Genomic DNA, 24,195 nt, shown 5'->3' on the forward strand with positions numbered 1-24,195 from the left:
AGTTTAGCGAGTTATTGCAAGGGAAAATCCACTAAAATAAGGATTACGACTCACCTTTTTTGTAGTCAATGTGTTCCTTCTCAAGATTGCAAGGGAAAATCCACTAAAATAAGGATTGCGACAATGTTGCGATAAAATCCTTAACTTTTGATAAATCATATTGCAAGGGAAAATCCACTAAAATAAGGATTGCGACCATTTCTAATTTTTATATAAATAGCTGTTTGTTGCCTATTGCAAGGGAAAATCTACTAAAATAAGGATTGCGACGGATTCTTGCCGTATCCACCAAGAGTGACTGTGATTATTGCAAGGGAAAATCCACTAAAATAAGGATTGCGACATAGTAGCAGAGCATGTTTTTTTCTTGTGTGTTCCATTGCAAGGGAAAATCCACTAAAATAAGGATTGCGACATCAAATTAAGAGTAAGTCCAATTTTACCTTTTATTATTGCAAGGGAAAATCCACTAAAATAAGGATTGCGACATTAAATTTTTCTCTAGTATAACCGTCCATACCATAATTGCAAGGGAAAATCCACTAAAATAAGGATTGCGACTTAATTGCCACTTCCATTGGTTTTGTGATTGGTTTGCCATTGCAAGGGAAAATCCACTAAAATAAGGATTGCGACTGGTTTACAAGTAATTGTAACTTTGGGTTTAGGAAATTGCAAGGGAAAATCCACTAAAATAAGGATTGCGACATAATAAGAGAACGCTTTTTGCTTGTACTCTTCTAAAATTGCAAGGGAAAATCCACTAAAATAAGGATTGCGACATCAAATCAGATTTTGTAACCCTTTTCTTAAACTTAATTGCAAGGGAAAATCCACTAAAATAAGGATTGCGACTTACTGTTGCATCTGTGGTCAAGGTAGTTTATTTTGAATTGCAAGGGAAAATCTACTAAAATAAGGATTGCGACCCCTATTGTACCAACTAGGAGAGATTATAAGGCATCATTGCAAGGGAAAATCCACTAAAATAAGGATTAAAAACACTCATAAATAAAAAAAAATTCTAAAATTAAATAAATAATAGATCAATCAAATATTAAAAATTAAAAAAAAATAATGAATTAAAAATAATTAAAAAAAGCATAAATATAAAGAGGAATAGATCATCCTCTCTAAAAAGAAGTTAAATTTTACAGCTAATATACTAAAAATATATTCATCCGATAAAAATCCACTAAAATTAATCAAACATATAATTAGTCCCTAATTTTTTATTAACTTTAGCCAATCGTTTTTCAAACCATTGATTACTCATTTGAGAAGCATCTTTAGGAGGATTCTTATAATAAAATCTAATATGTTCCAATTCAGATTCATAATCATCCATTTTTTCTAGAATATAACAAATTCTCTTATAAAATTTAACAATAGGAAAATCTCCATTAATCTGTTTTCTATAATAATCCAAAGCACTTTCATATTCCTCTTGCTTTTCTAAGATTTTTCCAACATATTCAATCTTATAAATCCTTTGATAAACATCAAAAGCCTCTTCAGATAAAACCCATATCTTGTTTCCTTTTTTAATCCTGTCAGCAAGTGCAATAGGCTTATTCATTCTGTCGTTATTCTTAGCTCCATTATTATCATAATAATCCAAGCATTCTTGCACTTTGCTTTCATCAATTTCAAAGTGCTCCTTTATGATCCTGATTCTATCTGTAAACCAAAGATACTGGAAATCATTAAGATAAATACCACTCATTAATAATTGATTAACAGTTTTTAAAATTGCTTCATAATCTTCTGTTTTCTTATATACATTGCATAATTGCTTATATGGATACCAATCATTCTCAAAATAGCTGTTCTCCATTAATGATTCGTTAAAGTTTATGCAATCATCATATCTTTTTTCCTTAAATAAATTAGCGCCATAATCCATTAAATAGAGTTTGCGATTCATATTCTGTGAATTTGATAGGCTACTATCATATTCATAAAATTTAGGAGGTTCATCAAAACTTCCCAATTCATCTTCAAATATTGTGGTTACAAAAGAGAATTCCTTCTTAACTCCTAATCTCTTTACAACAGAAACACGTTTGTAATCTGATTTGTAACTAGATTTGGATTTATTCTCCGATTTAATGTTTTTATTGCTTTTCTTTTTAGATTTAGCTTTTTTATAATCAACCACCTTAAAGATATCATCACTGGATTCCAATTTAAAGTTGAAATAATCATCAAATTCCTTTAAAGTGAAATTATTGTCCAAATTCACTTTCAAATCCTTTAAAGGATAATCTGAGAATAGATGCTCCGCCTTAACATAATCATAATTCATGATTGAATCGAATGTTGAATCATCACCAATCAATTCCTTTGAACTTTCCAAACGTTTTGCAAACCATTTTTCACTGCTTTTATTCCTTTTAACTTTAGGATCTTCAAAATACTCTTTAATAACTAATAATTCATGTTTATAATTTTCAGTTCTCCTGTAAATTCCACATAATTTCATATAAAATTTGTGGTCAGTGTGATTGAAGTTATAAATCATCAAATTATATAAGTCATAAGCTTCCTGATACATCATTTCATCATATAGCTTGTTTACAACAGTTCTTAAAAAAGGTTTCTTATAATTGTAAAAGACATATTCATCAGATACAACTTTAATGTTTCCTCCAACTTTTTTAATTCGCTGAGCAGTGACAACAGGAATTTCAGATGCTTCTTTGTTATTTAAACTGTTTTCCTTAAAGTTTAAAGTTAAATCCTGAATCTCTTCATATGTTATGTATCCATGCTTTGCCAATTTTCTCAATTTGTATTTGAAAGAGAGAAATTGAATTTTATTGCAGTAAATTCCGCTTTTTAAGAAGTATCTTATTATGTCCCTTTCGGATTCATAATCCTTTTCCTTATGATATAGAACTGACAACCTTTTGAACTGGTAATAATCATTTAAAAATAGGCTATTTAATATTAACTTCTTATAAAAGTCAACAGCAAGATCTAGACTTTTCTTTTCTAATTTTAAACCTTCTTTTTTTAATTCATATTTTTTCTGAACTTGCTCATCATACATATAAAACCCAAACCTTAAGTTTTTAAAAAGTAATTATTATAATTAAAAATTGGTAATGATTTTTTATAAAGATTTTTATTATTTTAATAATAGAAATTTTAAAGTTTTAAAGGATAATGAACTTTAAAAATAAAAATGCTAAAAGATTTAAATAATCTGAATCTGCGAAATAAAGCAAATCATGAAAATTATAATAAGAAAATTATAAAAAATAGTAAAAAATAAATTAAATTAATATTTTATTCTATTCCTCAAAAGTATCTTTTAAAACATCTGTAAAAATTAGTAACAATTCCTCCAAAGATAATCTTAGCCTGTTATAATCTTCCATATTTATCATTTTTCCTCTATGAACAACATTAGACCTTACAGTATAATAGTATTGTATAGAATTAATATAACAAAGTATATGATTTCTATTATTAGGGGAATTCAATGTTTTAGGATAAAGTTTTTCAGCATTATGAACTGTATCTGTTCTATGCACATATTTTTTAAAAGCCTTTTGAAATGAGTCTTCCTTAACAAAATCCTTATTATTTTCACCTTTTCCTTGAAATTTATATTTTAAACTTGAATATCTTTCTATTGCAGACCATAATAACATATAATTCATTTCAAGTGTGAAAAAATCATTTACATTAGGACAATAATTTTTGTCTTTTTCTTTTACTTTAATCTTATTTAGATTTCTTTCAATTAACTTAATTGCTTCTTTAAAAAAAGGATCATTTTGTCCTTCATAATTAGGATTATATTCCATTTTATTTTGTGGGGAACAACCTTTTTCAACATTTTTACCCATTAAAACATTTGCTTCATTATTGCCTACCTTAATTTTTTTCCACTCATATAAGTTTATGGGCTCTGTTTCGCTAATAATATCATAAGCTTCTCTTTCCTGACCTTCTTTAAAATAAATTAAATAACCTTGAGTAAAAAAATTTGTATCTTCATCAGGTAAAATTAATGGAACTCCATCCCTGTAACTCATTTCATAAGGTATACTATCAGGATATTTGTTTTGTACAAATTCACTTATTCGTGAATATGCTAATTGTCCTGGTTTAAATATACCATAAGCGAAAAAAGGCAATGCTATATTTCCTTGCTTTGGAGGATTGACTGGAATATAATCATTATCACCGTTTCTTCTACCATTAGAATTGTTAGTTCTACTCTGATTTGTGTTACCTCTTCTCCTTCCCCTATTTGGATTTGAACTTGGCATTTTTATCCCTCTATTAATTAATTATTTTTATGTTTTTATCAATATTTCTATATCACTAATTGCTCAAAACCGAAAAGTATATATACTATGAAAAAGATATAATAAATGTTACAAGAGTAACACCATTTCTTGTAACAAGCTTTAACAATTACACCAAAGCTTTTTTATAAAAAATACACGGAGATGATAACATGACCACTTTAAAATTAACTAGATTAAACGAACCAAACATTGAAAAACTTTACGAAATGAAATCAGCCCTCAGGAACATCCTTGAAGAAGGAGATTTCGAAAATCTAAACATCATATTGGATTTCCAGGACAAGGATGGTAGCTTCAAGCTATTCTCCACCTACAGAATACCTTCTGATGCAAGGGTTGACTTCTGCCATGAGCCAACATACATCTGCTCATCCATTCTCATGAAAGCATACTTAACAGGAGATTCTCAATTAAGACAAAAGATAGAAACTCCTCTAATCCGAGGATTAGAATGCTGCACCATGAGAAATCTCAGAGGTCACGGATTATATGGACTTGAAGGCCAAATGGAAGCATTAAACATCTTTAAAAAAGGTGGGCTTCGAGAATTCATTGATCTTTATCCTGAACTCAACTCCAAATTCACTGAAATGATACTCAATATCATCAAGGAATTTGAAGCTCTTGAAAGAGAAGAGGACTTCAAAGGACCATGGGGAGAAGATTACAAGGAAGAAATCCTTGAAATAAACAAATACTTCAATACAAGGAAAGTGTTTGTTTACGGAACACTCATGACTGGAGAATCCAATCATCATTACCTTGAAGAGAGCACCTGCTTAGGCAAAGCTGCCATTGAAGGATATGACATGTATAATGTAGGAGGATGGTATCCTGCAATTATACCTGGAAATGCAAGAATCATTGGAGAACTTTACGAAGTTCCAAATGAGGACATGCCTTCAATAGACATGCTTGAAGGAGAAGGAAGCCTTTACATTCGCAAATGCGAAATTACAACAGGCAATGACTTGGCTTACATCTATGAATACGCTCAAGACACTGCAGGACTTGATAAAATAGATTCATGGAAGGAATACATCTGGTATGTATCCTATGGAAGCAACATGCTAGAAGAAAGATTCCTTTGCTACATCGAAGGAGGATGCTTTGAAGGCAGTTCCTCATATAGAGACCCTTGCGAAGATCCTACAAGACCTCTTGAAAAAAGAGCCATATACATCCCATACGACATGTATTTTGGAAATTATTCCACTTCATGGGAGGGATGTGGAGTGTCCTTCTTGGACATAACCAAAGATGGCCATGCTTTAGGAGTTGCATATCTTATCACCAGAGAGCAATTTGAGCATGTAGCTGCTGAAGAAAATGGCGGTCGCAGCCCAGGATACGGCAATTGGTATGAGGATATCATATCACTTGGAGAAATGGGCGGATTTGAAATGCTTACAATAAGCAATGACGAATTACGCCCATACAACGAACCTTGCGAGGAATACTTGAACACTCTTAAAAGAGGAATCAGGGAAAACTGGCCAGCAATGTCTGAAAATGACATTGACAATTACCTTGATAGTTGCATTAGGGGATAAATCTATTCCTTTAACAACTATTTACTCTTTTTTATTTTTTTACCTAAAAATAAGATTAGTTTTTTTAAATTATGTAAACACTTCTTTTTTATAGATATTAAAAGTATCTAAATAGCATTACATAATGCAAAAAAGATACAAAACAAAAAGTATCAAAAACACATTACATAATGCAAAAAAGATACAAAACAAAAGTATACTTAAGATGGCATACACTAATGAATAGAGAGTTAAATATATTCCAATAGATATTAAGACAAAAAACCAAAAAACTTTAATAACAAACTTTTTACAATAAAAAAATTTCATTAAAATCATCCTATTAAAAAAGTCTAATTTTGTCTAAAAATAATCAGGAATTTTAAAAAACATTCATCAATTAAATGGCTCAGTGAATTTTTATTTTATAAACTTAATTAACTTAAAAAAAACACCCTATTTTCTTATTTTTGTTTAATTTTTAATCAAGAAAAATAAAAAATATTAAAAATGATTCAAAAATCAGTTTTAAATATTTAAAAAGGGATAGGAAAACATGACATGGCAAAAAGCAAAACTTAAAATAGGGTTTGTGATGCAAATGACACACCATATCATATATAGATGCGAAAAGTGCAATTCCAAACTGATAAGCTTGAATCTGTTTTTTTATCTGAACTCGAAAAATGAAGTTAAAGTGGCAAGCAGTGCCACTTTAGCAATGGAAGAAAGCAAATCCTCAGCCCTTACGGGAATCATCAAGGAGACATTCTGCACAAACTGCAATAGGAACATCCAGGTTTTTGAAATTGACATGAAGAACTGTCTATACAACTGCCAAGATGCAATAAAGATACTGAAAAGCAGCTTGATTGATAAGCGCAAATTCATAGAAGAGAAATACGGCAGATCATTGAAGCTGCATGAGATTATCAAAAAAAGGAGATCAGTTTTGGAAATATACTACTTTCTATTGGAAAACGAAAGGTATTTCAAGGACCTGATCAATAATTTCACTACTGACTATGAGCTTTTGGAAGACAAGAACCATATCATGCTTGAATACCTGAAACACCGAATCAACACCTTCAAGAAAACGGAATGTGTGATAAGCATCAAAGATGAAGATTTCTACATAAACTTCAATGAGCGCAAAACAAGATTGAATTCATGCCCAAATTGCCTAAAGGGAATTAGCTTTATCGATGAGGATGAGATATGCCCATTATGCGGCAACAAACTATTTATAGACAAGGTAATTTACATTGATTAAGGATTTGAACCCTTAAAGACAATGGAGACTTGCTAAATCAATCAGTGCATCCATTATATATTAAAGGCAATCAATTCCCTAACAAACATCATTCCAGACTAAACTTTGTTTTATGAAAATATGAAAAGACTAAATAATTTTCAGCTAATTTCATATATTAAGACCTTTCTATTTTTAATGAATCGCAATATCTATAAAAATAATCACAATTTCTATTTTTGTTCAAAAGTTTACTAAAAATTATAAGGATTTTAAATATTGTTCAAAACTCATATTTATAAGACTTAAAGAAATTATATTCTACCACCCCTAGAAAGAATTATTAATTAACAAAGATTTGATGTGAGAGAAATGAAAGAAGACAATTTTGACACAGAACTTATCCACGAGAAAGAGAAAAAAGATGCTGTTGGAGCAGCAGAACCTGAGGAAGATGAACTAACATTGACGAATAAGATCATAGTTGCAATAGGATACATATTCTCAATAATACTCCCAGTAGTGGGATTGGTCTATGGAATCATATTGCTGATGCTTAAGAATGAACCCCAAATATACCGAAAGCATGCTCCATATATCATAATTATTTCAATAATCCTGTGTTTTATAATTGCCTTAATTGAAATGTTATACTACCATATCATTTAAGAAAACAATACATTAAACGAAAAGATATACCATCATATCATTTAAGAAAATACATTAAATGAAAAGATATGCTAAAAAAACCGTTTAGGGAATAAAAAATTAAAAGCTGTTAAATATGTTAAAGAAATCAATCGTAATGATATTAATTGTAGCAGTCATATTGACTGTATCATATCTTTATCCGACAACAAATTTGGAAACTGAAATAGCTTGCTATGGACATGGCACAAGCTCCAAAGGGGAATATATGAGAGTCTATCTGCTTCATAAAGATAGCTCTAAACTAACTTCAGATAGCTTCAGGTATATTCCACTAAATGATATGCCACTTTCCATCAATATAACCGATGATGAAAACAGGACAAAATCCTATAGAATGACAACAAATGCAAAGGGTCATGCCCAAATAAATTCCCTTGAAAAAATGAACTATCATGTTTCAGTGCTGTTTGAGGGAAAATACAATTACAAACCCTCCAGATGGGAGGGGGATGTTGATTTGAAAAACTCAAGCTCCAGCTATAGGCCTGAATACTTTGACTTAAATTCATGATAGTTCAGAGTTTTCTTTAAAAAATAGATAAAAAAGAAAATAAAAAAATAAATAAGCAAGCCTTATTGATAATACGATTTTAAAAAAAAGAAAATAAAAAAATAAATAAGCAAGCCTTATTGATAATGCGATTAAAAAAATGACTTCCTTATTGAATTATCGTTACTTTAAGAATGATATGTTCATTATAAAGAAATTGGCTTAAAAATTGGCAATGCCATCAAATATAGAAAGACCCATTATAGACATAGATCTTGTTTCTCAAGTCAATGGTGCCATTCCATTGGGAAGACTTGTAGAAGTTGTCTCCTGCAAAGGATGCAGTCAAATCATACTTATCTTTTTTCAAATCGCTTATCAATGCTTTGCCTCCTGAATCAGTAGTGAGACGATAAATGGAAGATTTGCCATAGCTGTTTGTCAGATTAGCCAATATATGCTTATCAGGCAAATTCCTATATACTAGAGTTCCATTCTCTGTTTCATGTAATATAATGAAACCATTATATAACTATTGTCTGAAGATCTTGTTACCCCATGACAATATAAATTGGTATCAGTTGTAGGAAAAATCATATAAGCGCTCACTATTATGAGTATTGCAATTCCAATAGTTAATATCCATATCCTTTTCATAAAAAACACCTCAAGATATATGAATCCAAATCTATAAACCCTTATGAAATAGCAACCATAAAACATGAAATCGCACCCCTAAAACACTAGGAAATAAAACCATATGACCTAAAGCTGCACCCCTAAAACACCAGGAAATACAAACCATATGACCTAAAGCCGCATCCCATAAACCTTTATAAAATATTTAATTCATAGAAATAATATAATTTATTTATTAATAAAGATAAGCAAAGGCAGTTTGTTTAAAAATTTATTGAAAACTTAATTGATATCTGAACAAAAAGCTAAAAAAACTAGTTTTTATTGCATTTAAATTGTTTGTTGGACATAAAATAAAAAAGAGGGTTTAATGGATTGGCAATTCAGGGATTCAAATAGCTAAAAATATGCAAAATGTATAATTCAAAAACCTAAAAATGAAAGAATGCAATTGCTTATCATGCCCAAACATATAAGAACAAAACTTTCATGAACATATCTGATTCCACTTCAACACCATATTATCAGATTGTGAGCCTAAATGTTTTAATGTAAAAAAACAGATTAATTCAAGCAAAATAAACAATGTCCAAGAAAGCAATCCAATTTTAAAATAACGTTCATAAAAAATATAAGTTTCTAATTTTACATTATTTTCAAATAATTAAATTCAATAGAAATATCAATATTATTAATTTTGTTTAAAAATTTTACTTTAAATATTAATAATTTAAAAAATGTTCAAAAATAACTTTTATAAGATTAGATATCCTACAATTAATTAATTAAGAAATGAAATTTTTTAATTAGAAGAAAAGATGTGAGAAAAATGAGCAATGACGAAAAAATAGAAGAGAAAATCGAAAGCAGTGAAAACAAAGAAAATCAAGAGGAAACCATTAATGCTGAAAGCATAAATAATGATGAAACAAAATTGGATGATGAAACATTTTTCAAAAGTGATAATATAGAGACAAAAGCGGAAAAGACAAGCAATGGAAATAAGATCATAATAATCATAGGGTATATATTTGCACTGCTCATTCCATTGATTGGTTTTATATATGGAATCATATTGGCCATCATTAAGAAGCCACCTTCATATAGGGAACATGGAATATACATTATACTTCTTTCAGTAATAATGTGGGTAATCTATTTCCTAATAGGTTTTGCATACATTCCATAGATTAGCTATAAAATCTTTTAATTTAATTTTTTTTTAATTTTTAATTGATTTCTTTATTTTATTTTAGGATTTAAAGAAAGAATATTCATCCAATGATTTAATTCATCTTAATTTTATTTCATGGTTATAGAAATTTCTTCAATGACATCTTAAGGCACCATAACCATTTTCAAACTAATATCTAACAGGCGGTGATTTTATGACTCATTACACTAAATATAAATGCAAGAAATGTGATTCAACATTCGTCAACTATGACCAATTTTTTTATTTAGATCCAAAAACCAATGAAATCAATATAGAAAATAGGGTTTTGATGGCAATTGAAGAAAGTGAATCTTCACCTTTAGTGGGCAATATAATAGAAACCTATTGTGGAAACTGCAATAAAAAGGTAATAATTTATGAAATCAATCCATTTGAATCAAGATATGGTGCTTGTTCATCAATTAAAACACTGAAGGATAGCCTAAATAGACAATACGAGTTTATCCGAGAAAAATATGAAAAGGCAGTTGAATTGAATAAAATCATTGAGAATAGGATGGAAATTGAGGTTTATGACTTTATTCTGGAAAATGAAAAATACTTTAGGGAATTGCTTGAGGAATTGATTGATTCCAATGGAAAGTTTGAGAATCTGAAGTCAAAGCTTAATAAGATAATCCTCTATCTGGAATATTTCATTGGCACATACATAAACAGCATTACAATCATCAGCATCATATATGGAAGCTATTTCTATACTTTGAATGATGAGAGATTCAAAAGGGACATTTGCCCCAATTGCCAAAATGAGATCTCATACATTACTGAAGATGAGATATGCCCTATTTGCGGTGGAGAGTTGAAAATCGAAGATAAGATTAATATAGATTAATAAATGTCATTTTTATTGACTATTAAATAAAAATGATAAGAAAATTTAAAAAAAATAAATGAATATATTAATTTTTCAAAGCTATAAAAATGATAAGAACATTAAAAAAAATGAATATATTAATTGTTAAAGCTAACAATATATTCATTTACAATTGGAATGGAAATGCTATAGCAATCCCCATTTTCAGATTTGAACAATTTGAAATCCAAGGAATCCAGTATCTCTTCCACAAGATTAACATTGAATCCTCCCTTGCTTTCAGACTCATTCTCTTTTTTAATTGTTAAGGAAGCTGACCCATTTTTCTTCTTTAAGCTGATAAGAATCTCATCATCAGCGAAAATGTTGTATACAAATTCATAAAGAATAATTCCCAAAAAGGTTAAGGAACCTATATTGATATGAATATCTTCCAAATTCAACTTATAATTCAGCTTTAAATTTTCATCCTTGGATAAGTAATCCAAGACCTCATTGATATAAACCTTAAGGCTTATATTCAATAAGTCAAAATCCTTTCCAATATAGCGATGAATCAAGAGCAAAACATTAATTCTCCTTTGGAAATTTTCCAGAATGCTTGTTTTATCCAATCCTGAATTCAAGCTATAATCCATTATATTTATAAAAATATAAAAAAGATCCTTTATTAGAACATGGGAGTCATTCAATAGCTTTTCTTCAGATTTTTTAGTTTTTTCCAATTTTTGATTGATGTCTGTTATCTCGTTTAAAAGAAGGTCCATCTTAGTCAGATTCTCCTTTAACTTATTTTCAATAAGGATTCTGTTGGTATTGTCCTTTAAAAATCCTATATAATCTAGATTTTCACCATTTTCATTGAATTCCCCTTCAATAATGAAGTTTATGTACTTTTCCCTATTCTTTTCAGTGATGATTCTGAAATTAGTGTTGATTGTATCATAATTTTTAGAAAAATTGTTTAGCTCCGATTTGAAATTCTCCTTATCTGAATCAGATATGTATTTGCTAAATTCAATTTCACTTAAATTATCAGAATCTTCAAGAACATAATCATTAATCCTGCTTAAATCCTCTCTTTCAATGGAGTCATCCTCATAATCCTCTGCCCTGATCGAGAAAACATCCTCAGAATCATCAGAATCCTCACCAATAGCTAAAACATTTTCAGAATCATCAGAATCCCCACCAATAGCTAAAACAGCATCGGATTCCTCATCGAAATCAGCAAAACTGATTATATGATTAAAATCTCCTGAACTTAAGTCAAGAATATTATATATTCCTTTGGAGAATACTGTAGACTTGTCCAATTGACTGAATATGTCAAAGGAATCAACGCTTCCCTTTTTCAAATCATCATAGATATCATCCTTTAGGACTTGTTCCTTTTCCATATTCTTAATATCATTGTTCATGATGCTCTCTTCAAGGAATTCCTCATCATAGCGTTCTTCAGAATCCTTCAGATAGTTTTTTTGCTTAGATTTCTTCTTATAGAATCCTGCAATGTCATTTTCATATTGGACTAGATTCAAGGTATCCCTTAATAAGTAAGCCTCCAATTCATATTCCTTTTCATCTGTTATTTCCTTAAAGAAAATCTTGACGGCAGGATTATAATTATGGCTTGAAGGAGATGCGAATGCTCGAAGCCATCTCCTTTTGTCCTTAGAATCGATAATGGAAAATTCGAATGTTTCAAAGAAGGATTTCCTATTGAGAAGATTATTCAATATCATGTCCAACTCATCATGATTGATGTCTATTAAATTGAGATTCGCAAAATCATATAAACCAAGTATTTCACTTTCCCCTATGCTGAAATAATCTAAAAACTTTTCATTGACCTTAAGTATTTCATTCCCTTCAATCAGAATGTATGGCCTTTCGGAATTATTGAAAAATTCCTCTCCAGCAAAGTACAGCAAGTCCAGGTCCTCTTCAAAATAGGATAAATGAAAAAGCTTATCCTCTAAAAAGAATAGCTTATGCCTATAGATTGATATTAGGATATCATCTATATACTTGACTTCCCTAAACTCATAGGGTTCCTTATTTATGGCAACATCATTGAAAATCTTAAGCAATTTATTCTCTCTTAAAAAAGGGAACAGCTTTGAAAAGTATCTTCCTATGATATTGCTGTAATCCAAGACAAACTCATATTCATCAACATAGATTGAATTAATCAAGTCAATGTGGTTCTGTGAAATATATTCAACAATGAAATCCTGGCTGTTTTTACAATACCTTAATACTATCAGGTCCTGATTCAGCTTATCAAAGATCTTGAAGTTTTCATCATATTCCACTGATTTGACCTTAGGGGAATGTGTAAAAATTTCATATTTGCTTATATCGCTTATCTCTTTAATGATATTGCTTTCCATATCCTGTAGAACAATTCTCATTTAAATTCCCCCATCCATTTCAAACACTATATTCGCTTCTGTGACTGATTCGTCGTTTACTATAAAAAGGTCATGTAATCTTGTTTCTTTAAGGCTCTTCAAAAATCCTAGAAGGTCTGAATAATCAAGATTTAACTTTTCATTATTGAATGCCCTTATTGATATTTTTATTAGATTGCCCTCTATGGCTCCACAAATGTCGAACCTTTCAATATCCACTTCATCCAATTTGAGAATATTCAAGAAATACTCACATAGAATCAGGTATAACAAGTCAATCTCATCCCTGCTGAATAGAATATCCTTATCTATATTGACGTTTATTATGCTTTCCTCAAAAAGTTTGGAGAAATAATTGTTCAGGAATATTCCTATAAAGTCCTCTAAGCTTAAATGCTCATAATATTCTAGCTTTTGGGAAATGATGTTATCTCTGCAAAGTATTTCAATTCTCCTTTGAAATATCCTATAACGGTCATCAGATATTTCCCTATTGGAATCCAAATAAAAATTCAAGAGATAAATGAAAATATTTAAATTTTTATTCAGCTTATTATAGATATATTCAAGAATTAAAGACTCTCTTTCCAGTTCCTGTTCCAAATCCATTCTAGACTGCTGCAATTGTTTATATAATTTTCTATATTCCGTTAATTGATAATTTAACTCATTTTTTAATGATTCCTCATAACTTATATCCTGTGCAAATCCTGTAAGTGTTAACGGATCTTCCCCATATAATATGAATTCGCAATTTATGAATTTGATGTTTCCCTTTTTTGTCTTGATCCTGAAATTTAAATTGAATTTAAGAAAATCCTCTTTTTGCTCATTTATTTCATCATATAGGTGAATCAAGTCAGTTTTAATGATGTAATCCTTTATGATGTCAAAAAACTCTTCAATTGTATTTATCTCTCTTGAAAGGTCCACTTGGCTTGGAGGAATTTCAAAAATCGAATAGATCTCATTAGACCAAAAGACCTTCCCATCCTTCACTTGACATACCGCTAATTTTCCCAATTTCAAAATGATCTCCTTTTTCCTGTTTAAGTCAGCAAAGGCTTTTCTCAGCTTCACTTCCCTTGTCTGGTCTATGAAAATCACTTCGATGGCAGGCTGATTGTTGAATGAAGTGGGATAGATGAACTCTTTGATATGCCTTATCTCACCGTTATAATTCAATTCTATATTATCCTGAAAGAAAAACTGCTTACGGTTTAGAATATCATCAAGTATATACTTAAGTTCTTCAATGCTTGCAAATTCCCTAGAGATTATATTTTTATTGAAAATTTCCAACTCACCGATATCAGATAACTTGACATTGTTTATCTTGCAGAATGTTCGGTTTCCATAAACCCATTTGTTGGCCTGTATGATTCCCACGCTTAAGTTTGAATTTTCTATTGTTTCCTTGTTGGACTTGTTCAATATATCCAAATCATTTGAATTGCTTATTTTAAAATAAAGCATATTCTTAAACCTGAAAAACTTATATACATTTGAGGATATGAGTATGTCCTCTACATAGCGCAAAACCTTGAATTCCAAATCATAATCGTTATTGTATGAATCAAAGAGCAAGTCCCTTATGTTCAAGTCCTTTAGAAAATCCAGTGAGTCGAATAGGTAAGCTCCCTTGACTTCATCCAGATCAATGTTAAAGTAATCCCGGAGATGCTTGTTTAAAAAACAGACTAAAAAATCGTTGCGGCTCATATCTGGAGATAAGACTCCTAATGAAAAGTCCAATTCATCAAAGAAAGATGGATTGAATACTATTTTTCTCCTTTTCTTTTTAAATGAGAAATTATTAAAAGGGTAATCTTTAATGTATCTTTGCTTAGTGATTAGATTTCCTTCCATGTCCTCTATAATTGTAGTTAACATTTTATCACCTGTATGTTTCGATTTAAATAGAATCTGATAATTTAAAGCCATTCAATTATTAAAATGTTTTTTTAAGATGACTAGCTATCCACCTAATCAGATTTTGATTTTAATGGAAGATACAAATATTAACACAATCAATCCTTAAAAAAATAATATACCTATTTAATCTTTTAGATTAAGATAAGAAATATCTTAATGTCAGTATATATAATTAATCTTCAAGGTATAAATACTTATTTATTTGCGTTTGAATATTCAAATAAGCTTTAAATTTATTTAAATGAATCAAACCCAAGCCATTTTTAATATGCGCCGAGAATATGCTTTTTTTAAAAAGATCATTGATTGTTTGAACCTACTTTCCATCCAAATTCTTTAAAAATGATTTATTAATCTACCATTTAATAATTTTTAAAAATATTATGATTTTGATTAAATTATTTAAATATAATTAAACATTGTTTAGCTAATTTTCCATGCCAATTTTTCCTAAAAAAAATAATGGCAAAAAATATAAATAACTATAAAAATTATTCAATTGTTTAAAATATTTGCAAAAAATAAATATAAATTATTATTTTGTTCAATAATTATCTTTATAAATAAAAAAAATATAACTTAGATTGGTAAATAATTATTTACCAATAAACTATAATTTATATTTTAAAATTCCCTGTATCCCTAAAAATACATCAATATTTTTAAAAGATAAATTTATAGTTTCTTAAGTCTATTGGTTAGCCACTTTTTAATATAACCCCGTTACGTTAGATAGAAGACGGAGAGCTAATAGAATTATATTCTCCCTTTATTTTTTAAAGAATGAGAATGACCTATGGATATGATTTATAGCAAGCTATAGTCATCCTATAGGAAAAATGGATTTGATTTATATTAACTTATATTCAATTAAAGATGAAAGATATATACACTTAATTCTTAATATACCTATTTACATCATAATAAGTTAATATTTATCTCATCCATTATTGGAGTTTTAAATATGAAAAAAGAGATAATTGTTATCTTATTGATCTTTTCATTATTTTTAACTATTTCTTCTGTATCTGCATTGGAAATTAATGAAAATTTTACTGATTTTGATGAAATGGACAATAAGAATATTATATTAGAGGATTCACAAGTTGAAGATGATGCTACAAATTATCAAAATAATGACGATGGTATGACATTTAATTCCAAGAATGAAGATACTCTTAAAGATTCCAACGAAAAATCTTCTTTCAAGGACTTAAATACTTTAATTAATTCCAATAATGAAGGAATCATAAATCTTGATGTTGATTATTTTTTCAATCCTGATACCGATTCAGACTTTATAAATGGAATAACCATTAATAGAAGTTTAATAATTAATGGTAATAACCATACCATTGATGCAGATAATAGCGCACGCATTTTCAATGTCATTTCAAATGTTTCATTAAGCATTAATGATTTGAATTTTTATAATGGAAACAGTAAAGAAGGTTCATCAATTTTATCAAAAGGGGAAGTTACGTTAAATAACACATCATTCATTAATTTTACTTCCAACAGCAGTGGTGGTGCAATATACACATATGAAGACATAATAGTTAACAACTCCTATTTTAACCTAAATAAAGTATTATCCTCAAATGCTGCTAATTTATATGGAGGATCAATATATTCAAGGAAAAATGTTTTTGTATATAATTCTACATTTGAAAATTCAGAAGCTAAATCTGGTGGAGCAATATATGGTTTAAAAGAAGTAACTGTTTATGATTCCACCTTTAGAAATAATACTGGATATTCTGAATATTCAGATGGTGGTGGGGCTATTTATGCACCTAATGTAACTGTTAGAAATAGTTTCTTTGAATTCAATGAAGGAATTTATGGAGGAGCTATAAGTGCAAGAAACATTGATGCTAAAAATTCTGTCTTTACTAACAATACAGGAGGAAAAATAGGCGGCGCATTAAAATCTTCTAACACTGCAATTAATAATTGCAGTTTTATAGATAATAATGCAAAATTTGGAGGAGCGATCCATTCAAGTAACAATACAGATATTAATAACTCAAAATTTATTAATAATTCTGTAAATTATGGTGGTGGAGCCCTTAATGTTGAAGGGGCAAATAGTCTTGTTAATAATTCCCTTTTCACTGATAATTACGCTTTTTCATATGCAGGTGCTATACTAAGCAACAATATTACTGTCATGAACTCTAATTTCACTAATAACTCTGCTGAAGCTTATGGTGGAGCAATATTAGCTGCAAACATAAGTTCTTACAATAATAATTATGCTAATAATTATGCTAATAATTATGCCAATAATGGTACCAATGTATTTGCAATATCCAACAGTAATTTAGGCAATCAAAGTAACGAATACATATTATTAAACATATCAGAAACCATTAATGCAAATTATGCAGGTGAAATTGTGTTCTCTACAGGCGAACCTGGATTCTGTTCTGAATCCGATGCATTCCCTCCACGCAGAGGCTATGTAATAAATGACATGACTGCTGTAAGAAATTCAAGAACAGGTGAAAATGTATTTGAATATGTTAAAATATTAATCTATGAATATTACTTCAATCAAAGCGTTTTCGAACCTTATGATATGTTTCAATTCGTTTGGGCATTTACAGATGGAAATTATACCAATTATGGAAACATATACCCTTCAATCCGTCATGTAATAGATTTATATGAGGCAGGCTTTAGGATTCCTACTCATAATGCCAGCAAAATTCTAGATAATGGAACAATCGTTACATTTAATTTTAAATATTTCTTAGCACCAAATAGTTATCAGAATGCCATAGTATTTAATCTAACATATGAAGAGATTAATCAAACTGTAGAAAAGGAAACATTAAACCCTCAAGTATTGATTGGTAGCCCAGTGGAATTCCGCATAACTCTAACAAACAATGGATATGACATTATTAATTATCCATATATAATCGATGAAGATTATAGCAGCGGATTAGATTTTATTGGTTGGAGAATAGAAAATGGAAATTGGACAAAAGAGAACAATAAGTACATATTGAACGAACAATTGAATCCAAATGAATCAAGAAGTCTGATTCTAATTTTTAACACTACTAAAAATGGAACATTAGTTAACAATGTAAGCTCTGGATACAATAACATAAATATATCCAACAGCAGCAATAAGACTATTGTTTTCAATCCAAACATGACAATCCAAAAAATTTCCAACAATAAAATAGTTAAAATAGGAGAAACAGTAAGGTTTACAATCATTTTAACAAATACAGGTGACTGTAACTTAACTGGAGTCTACATAAAGGACAATGAATATTCCAATGGATTGGTTTATTTATCCTATATCGATAAAAATAATGAATGGACATTTGATGGAATAGACACTTGGACATATAAGGGAATATTGCAACCTGGAGAATCCATAAGTCTAGATATTCTATTTAGAGCTATTACTGCAGGAGTCAAGAATAATACTGCTATAGCAGGTCATAACATAACCAATGACACAGTTAACAGTACTAATACCACTAAAGTAATTGTACCAAATGAACCTGATAGCAATAAGACTACTAAAAAGATTCCTAAAATAGACAGAAATGTCAGCTTAAAAACAGGAAATCCAATTTTAGTTTTATTGATCTGTTTAATGTCATTGATATTGATTCCTATAAGAAATAGAAAATAATAGAAAATAAAATTTAATTTAAAATTTATGTGAATATGGTTTGAAAGCTTTCATGAAAAATATGTGGATGCTGAAAAACCAAAATCACATAAATAACTTTTTTTTAAATAATAACCATTAAAAATAAATAAAAAAAAAATAATATGGATTATAATGCCATTAATTTTTTAAAATAATCAGATTTAAAAATAAAAATTAATATGATTTATAATAAATATTAAACAATATTCAATATTTTAAATGAAAAATAAATAAAAATACATAATTTTTTCTTGATTTATAATGTGAATTTTTTTGATTTTCAATATATTAAATGAATCTAATATAACTGAATATTATTCAATTTTTTTACAATAAATAATAAAATTTTATAAAATTGTTTATCAGATAAATATTTATATTAAAAATTATACTATTCTTATCAAGAATTGATACTTTAGGATTTTTCATATTTTCCCCAAAAGTCTCAATTCTAGTTATTGGAAAAATATCCGAGTCGGAAACAGTTTTTTCTTGTAACTCAGAAAAGAGAAATATTATCCCGTTTAAACTTATTTGGTCTAATTCAAGCATTTCTAAATTTAGTATATCTAAAAAATAATATTTCTCTTTTCATTTCACACCGTAAATTAGTAAACAATAAATATTTTCTTTCAAAAAATAAACTAAAGAGAAAACCATTAAAACACACTCATATTTAATCACACAAATCAAATCTCTTTAGTTTAAGCTTAAATTAGTGGAATGATCCTCCCTACTCCAATCATTCCACTATTTTAAACTAAAAAAAAACTCTTTTTAATAATAAATTACCCCATAAAAAACTAATTTAAATCTAAAAAAGACACTCATTTTTAAAAAAATAAACTACCCCATAAAAAACTAATTTAGATCTAAAAAAGACACCTATTTTTAAAAATAAACTATCTATAAAAAAGTAATTCTAATGAATAAATCATACCTAAATATGATATTCATAAAAAAATAATCAATGAATAAGCCATAACATAAAAAACTTATTTAAAATTATTAAAAAAAAACCAAAAAATAATCAATAAACTAATTCTAATGAATAAAACTATCCCAAATCATTACCAAGAGATATAATGATGCCCAATTAATATGCTGAAACAATTTAACATTATCAAAAGTTTTTTTTAATCCAATGAATCTTCTATTGTCCAATTGAGATTTTATCTTAAAAACTTCCAATAACAATTAAATAAGTTTTTAGATATTAAGTCAATTTCCCAAATAACGGAGTTATTTCCCAATTAGTTTATCCATTCTAACAAATATAGTTTAAAACCTTTATCATTTAAAATTTAATAGCTAACGGCGATGAAAATATATTCAACAAATAAATGATATTACATATTCAATAATAATTAAAATTAAATTCAGATCTTTATTTAGGATTCCTTATGAGATGAGTTAAGAACTTTTATCTAAATTTAAATTTCAACTACTATCAGTTAACTGCTTCGAAATGAAAGAAATGAATTTTCTTAAATCTCGAAGCAACTAACGGAGAAATCGTTTGAAGAAAAATATCACTATTTTTCAAGATTTAACTAGTTTTAAACCTTTATTTATTATTTACAGACGAATCATACCAACAAAAATCTTATCTGAATAAAATTTTTTAGTACAATTCTAATTGTAAATGTTAAAATTAACAAATATAAACATTATTATTGAATAATATTCAAATTTATAATAATAATTAATAAAAAAAATAAACAAAATAAAAAATAATAATTATTTTTAGAACAGATTAATTTAAAAAAGTTTCATTGAAAAAAATAAAAATTTAACCTAAACAATGTTTAGGAAAAATATAAAAAAATGATAATTTTTTCAAAAGAATCTTAAAATATTTAAAATATTATGATTTTTACCTAAAATAGGACATTAAAAATTGAAAAAAAATTCTAAACAAATCCTATGAGCATTTACCAATTTAAAAAAAAATCATGAAAAAAAAGAATATTGTTCAATATTATTTTCAAATAAATTGCATGATGTCATTGATAAATATATTTTTTAATAAAAATAAACATAATTGATTATTGTTCAATTATTTTATTAAATATAAATAAAAAAATAAAAAATGTTCAATAAAAATACTTATATGATACTAATAGATATTTTTTATCAGGAACTCCTCTCTGTGTATTAGCAGGCATAGTTTTTGGTTTTGTTGAAAACCTACAGATATAATATAGGAAAGCTCTCAATCAAAAATGTTCAAAATTTCATCCATTTCTTGGTTTTCAACAAACCAAAATTTAAGGGAAAAGTCATATTCATGAAAATCATTGAATGGAGGGAAACAATATGGTAGAAAAAAAGCCTACATCAGAAAATTGGCCAGTGATTACTGGAGATTATATCGTAGGAGATCCTGAAAGTCCTGTAGCAGTGGCAACATTAGCTTCCCATATCGAAGAAATCCCATCAGCAGCAGGAGCTGCTATTGCAGGTCCTTGCAAAACTGAAAATCTAGGAATTGAAAAAGTAGTGGCTAATATAATTTCAAACCCAAACATCAGGTTCCTGATGTTGTGTGGTGCTGAAGTGCAGGGACATATTACGGGTCAAAGCATACAGGCACTTTATGAAAATGGCTGTGATGAAGAGAAAAAGAGAATTATTGGCGCTACTGGTGCAATCCCCTATGTGGAGAATTTACCAATGGATGCCATAGAAAGATTCCAAAACCAGGTTGAAATAATTGATTTGATAGATAATGAAGACAGTTCAGCAATTTCAACTGGCGTAAAAGAACTAATAGAAAAAGACCCTGGTGCATTGGAAGAAGAACCTATAATTTTCAAGATTGATGAGAAAAAAATTGATTTGAAAATTAAGGAGACAAACAAAATCACCTCAATACCAAAATATAAAATAAAAATAGAAGCAGAATAATGCTTTTATTTTTATTTTTATTTTTTCTTTTTTAAAAAATGTTTATTTAATAATATTTTATCTTTTTTTATCTTTTTTTAAAACAGCAAATGTAAACTTAAACTAAATTTTCTCTAAAAAGAACTTAAACTCATTATGATCCATTATCTCAACCATATCAAATAATCCAAGCTCTCTCAATCTATCAAATGGCTTTCTTAAGATAAACCTATATGAACCAGCTCTATCTGCAGTTGGATTTCTCTTATCTGAAATAGCTACAACAATATAAACCTTCTTAATGCTAGACAGGAACTCACTTAAATCCAACTTATCCTCATCAGAAATGCTATTTTTATTGCAATAATCCTTATAGACATTAGGCAATGCCAAGTCAAGGGTTTCAAATGGCTTCAACCTTAACTTAAAAGCAAGTTCATCACCATAACTATTATAAACCCATTGCAATCTTTCATAATACTTATCATAACATTCTGAATCCTTATTCATATTATACAAGATATCCTGAAGCTCTCCTCTTTTGCTATTCCTATCTATTTTCACTCCCTTGTACTCTATGAAATATAGAACTTTTCTCTTTTTATCCAAATACAAACCGTCTACTGTAGATGGCAGGTTACAAATATCTATAGTTTCAGTATCCCTACAAATATCGTCAAAGGAATACATCATGAAATCACTACTTACAAGAGGTCCCTTGCTTTTGCTTACACATTCCTTGTGTTTAATTGAAGGACAATCCTTATCGTGAATCAAATATGAATCTTTTGGAAATCAAAGACCCATAATAATGAGATAATCATATTAAATTTCCCATAAAAGCAAAAATAATATTTTTTGAAACTGAAACATAATTTTTAAAAATCCCTATACGGATATACTCCTCTTCTACCATACTCATTCTTTAGCCATGCACTTAAAATCCTATCGGAAACGGCATAACGAGATTCCTCATATACTATTAACCCTTTATTCAAAAGATTATTCAAGGAAGCTCCAATCCCTCCGCTAGTAACATTTAAAGTCCTGGCAATATCCACCCTTCTTAATGGCCCATCCAATAGTGTGGTGATGATCTTCTGCTCTTGCTTGCTTAAGTTCTTCCAATCATTTATTAGATTGATTGCTAAAAATGGCAAAACATTAGCAAATTCTAGAGAAACCTTTTCCTTATCCAATATTTCACCGGGCATTAAAAATCTTACAAATGTATTTATATAGAATGGAATGCCTCTAGTGCATTTATAGAATCTTTCAAATCCATCATCACTGAATTCCAAATGGCTTGCTCTTTCAATCAAGTATCTTTTGGTGGTTTCATATGAAAATGGTTCTATTTGATATGTAAGCATTCTGCCACCAAATGCTCCTTTTGCACCATTTATCTCTCCTAAAAGACTATCTTCCATGCTCATGCTTCCAGTGAAAGTATAGGAAACGTTTTTTTCTGTTTGGATAAAGCTTCTTAAATACCATAAGAAACCATTTGTTTCATCATCCAAATCTTTTATTAACTGAAATTCATCAATGAAAATCAAGATTCCATCCATTTCATCAGAATATTTTTCATAGATTTTTCTAGGCAAATTCATTACAAAATCAGCTAATTTAGTATAATCTTCCTCAAAGCCAACAATAGGTACTGGAACTCCATCTATATTGAATATGTTTTTTAAAGAGATATTATGAGTCTTAAACCAACTTTCTATTTGTTTATCTATGGTTTTTAATCCATATTCCTTTGAGGACTCTATAATTCTCTTATAGAATAATTGCATGAATGCCATGCGACTTAATTTATCTTCTTGATAATTGTTTGAAGAGGATAAATCCAGATAAATGATTAAATAATCTTTTTTCAAGTCATTCTTAAGTTTATTTAAAAGAGCTGTCTTTCCAACACCTCTGATTCCAGTCAATAATAATGCAGGAGGAATTTCATCCTTTGTTGAATCCAGGAGTTTAGTTAAAAAAATTATATCCCTTTCTCTATTGAAGAATTGATCATCAGTTAAGTCTGCATTTAATCCCCATGGTATTGCATCCATTATAAAACCTCTTTTTATTGATTAAATATATTTTATTTTTATAAATATTTAAAAGTATCTAAAACACATTACATAATGTAAAAAAAATACAATACAAAAAGTATCTAAAACACATTACATAATGTAAAAAAAATACAATACAAAAAGTATCTAAAACACATTACATAATGTAAAAAAAATACAATACAAAAAGTATC

General features: G+C 28.5%; 16 protein-coding genes and 1 CRISPR repeat array. Of the genes, 8 read left to right on the top strand and 8 right to left on the bottom strand.

Annotated elements, in window-relative coordinates:
* Positions 1 to 13 precede the first annotated feature (13 nt).
* A CRISPR array of direct repeats spans positions 14 to 1,002; the repeat unit is 37 nt; unit sequence ATTGCAAGGGAAAATCCACTAAAATAAGGATTGCGAC.
* A 199-nt stretch (positions 1,003 to 1,201) separates the two neighbouring features.
* Positions 1,202 to 3,055, bottom strand: coding sequence for a hypothetical protein (locus tag Q0409_RS00005; protein WP_298533692.1), 1,854 nt, complete (start codon positions 3,053 to 3,055; stop codon positions 1,202 to 1,204).
* A 244-nt stretch (positions 3,056 to 3,299) separates the two neighbouring features.
* On the bottom strand, positions 3,300 to 4,286 hold the full coding sequence (locus Q0409_RS00010) for a hypothetical protein (protein WP_298533694.1): 987 nt from the start codon (positions 4,284 to 4,286) through the stop codon (positions 3,300 to 3,302).
* Positions 4,287 to 4,477: 191 nt separating this feature from the next.
* Between Q0409_RS00010 and Q0409_RS00015 the strand changes: the two genes are divergently transcribed.
* The 4 genes from Q0409_RS00015 (at position 4,478) to Q0409_RS00030 (ending at position 8,334) form a co-directional block, all read left to right on the top strand.
* Complete coding sequence (locus Q0409_RS00015) at positions 4,478 to 5,881, top strand: gamma-glutamylcyclotransferase (protein ID WP_298533696.1); 1,404 nt, start codon at positions 4,478 to 4,480, stop codon at positions 5,879 to 5,881.
* A gap of 574 nt (positions 5,882 to 6,455) precedes the next feature.
* Positions 6,456 to 7,133 carry a hypothetical protein gene (locus Q0409_RS00020; RefSeq protein WP_298533698.1) on the top strand — a complete coding sequence of 226 codons (678 nt, stop codon included), beginning with the start codon at positions 6,456 to 6,458 and terminating at the stop codon, positions 7,131 to 7,133.
* 342 nt (positions 7,134 to 7,475) lie between these two features.
* Positions 7,476 to 7,781, top strand: a complete 306-nt coding sequence (locus Q0409_RS00025) for a hypothetical protein (RefSeq protein ID WP_298533700.1) — start codon at positions 7,476 to 7,478, stop codon at positions 7,779 to 7,781.
* Positions 7,782 to 7,896: 115 nt separating this feature from the next.
* Positions 7,897 to 8,334 carry a hypothetical protein gene (locus tag Q0409_RS00030; RefSeq protein WP_298533702.1) on the top strand — a complete coding sequence of 146 codons (438 nt, stop codon included), beginning with the start codon at positions 7,897 to 7,899 and terminating at the stop codon, positions 8,332 to 8,334.
* 220 nt (positions 8,335 to 8,554) lie between these two features.
* Here the strand turns inward: Q0409_RS00030 and Q0409_RS00035 are convergent, their stop codons facing one another.
* Positions 8,555 to 8,785, bottom strand: a complete 231-nt coding sequence (locus Q0409_RS00035; protein WP_298533703.1) for a hypothetical protein — start codon at positions 8,783 to 8,785, stop codon at positions 8,555 to 8,557.
* Positions 8,786 to 8,796: 11 nt separating this feature from the next.
* Positions 8,797 to 8,970 carry a hypothetical protein gene (locus Q0409_RS00040; protein WP_298533705.1) on the bottom strand — a complete coding sequence of 58 codons (174 nt, stop codon included), beginning with the start codon at positions 8,968 to 8,970 and terminating at the stop codon, positions 8,797 to 8,799.
* 811 nt (positions 8,971 to 9,781) lie between these two features.
* Between Q0409_RS00040 and Q0409_RS00045 the strand changes: the two genes are divergently transcribed.
* Together Q0409_RS00045 and Q0409_RS00050 are read left to right on the top strand one after the other, a co-directional pair.
* Entirely contained in the window at positions 9,782 to 10,141 is a 360-nt protein-coding gene (locus Q0409_RS00045; protein WP_298533707.1) for a hypothetical protein, read from the top strand.
* A gap of 199 nt (positions 10,142 to 10,340) precedes the next feature.
* A complete protein-coding gene (locus Q0409_RS00050; RefSeq protein ID WP_298533709.1) occupies positions 10,341 to 11,021 on the top strand; it encodes a hypothetical protein in 681 nt (226 codons plus the stop codon).
* A gap of 119 nt (positions 11,022 to 11,140) precedes the next feature.
* On the opposite strand, the gene Q0409_RS00055 is transcribed toward Q0409_RS00050, so the two are convergent.
* Both Q0409_RS00055 and Q0409_RS00060 read right to left on the bottom strand, forming a co-directional pair.
* Positions 11,141 to 13,420 (bottom strand): PAS domain-containing protein, encoded by a 2,280-nt coding sequence (locus Q0409_RS00055; RefSeq protein ID WP_298533712.1) that lies wholly within the window; start codon positions 13,418 to 13,420, stop codon positions 11,141 to 11,143.
* A complete protein-coding gene (locus Q0409_RS00060) occupies positions 13,421 to 15,313 on the bottom strand; it encodes a hypothetical protein (RefSeq protein WP_298533714.1) in 1,893 nt (630 codons plus the stop codon).
* 1,006 nt (positions 15,314 to 16,319) lie between these two features.
* Between Q0409_RS00060 and Q0409_RS00065 the strand changes: the two genes are divergently transcribed.
* A complete protein-coding gene (locus Q0409_RS00065; protein WP_298533716.1) occupies positions 16,320 to 19,019 on the top strand; it encodes a hypothetical protein in 2,700 nt (899 codons plus the stop codon).
* 2,340 nt (positions 19,020 to 21,359) lie between these two features.
* Positions 21,360 to 21,950: a tetrahydromethanopterin S-methyltransferase subunit A gene (gene mtrA / locus Q0409_RS00070; RefSeq protein ID WP_298533718.1), complete on the top strand. Its 591-nt coding sequence runs from the start codon at positions 21,360 to 21,362 to the stop codon at positions 21,948 to 21,950.
* 102 nt (positions 21,951 to 22,052) lie between these two features.
* On the opposite strand, the gene Q0409_RS00075 is transcribed toward mtrA, so the two are convergent.
* A complete protein-coding gene (locus Q0409_RS00075) occupies positions 22,053 to 22,706 on the bottom strand; it encodes a hypothetical protein (protein ID WP_298533720.1) in 654 nt (217 codons plus the stop codon).
* A gap of 101 nt (positions 22,707 to 22,807) precedes the next feature.
* Positions 22,808 to 23,998, bottom strand: a complete 1,191-nt coding sequence (locus Q0409_RS00080; RefSeq protein WP_298533723.1) for an ATP-binding protein — start codon at positions 23,996 to 23,998, stop codon at positions 22,808 to 22,810.
* Positions 23,999 to 24,195 lie beyond the last annotated feature (197 nt).

The organism is uncultured Methanobrevibacter sp. (assembly GCF_937898925.1).
GTDB lineage: Archaea > Methanobacteriota > Methanobacteria > Methanobacteriales > Methanobacteriaceae > Methanobrevibacter.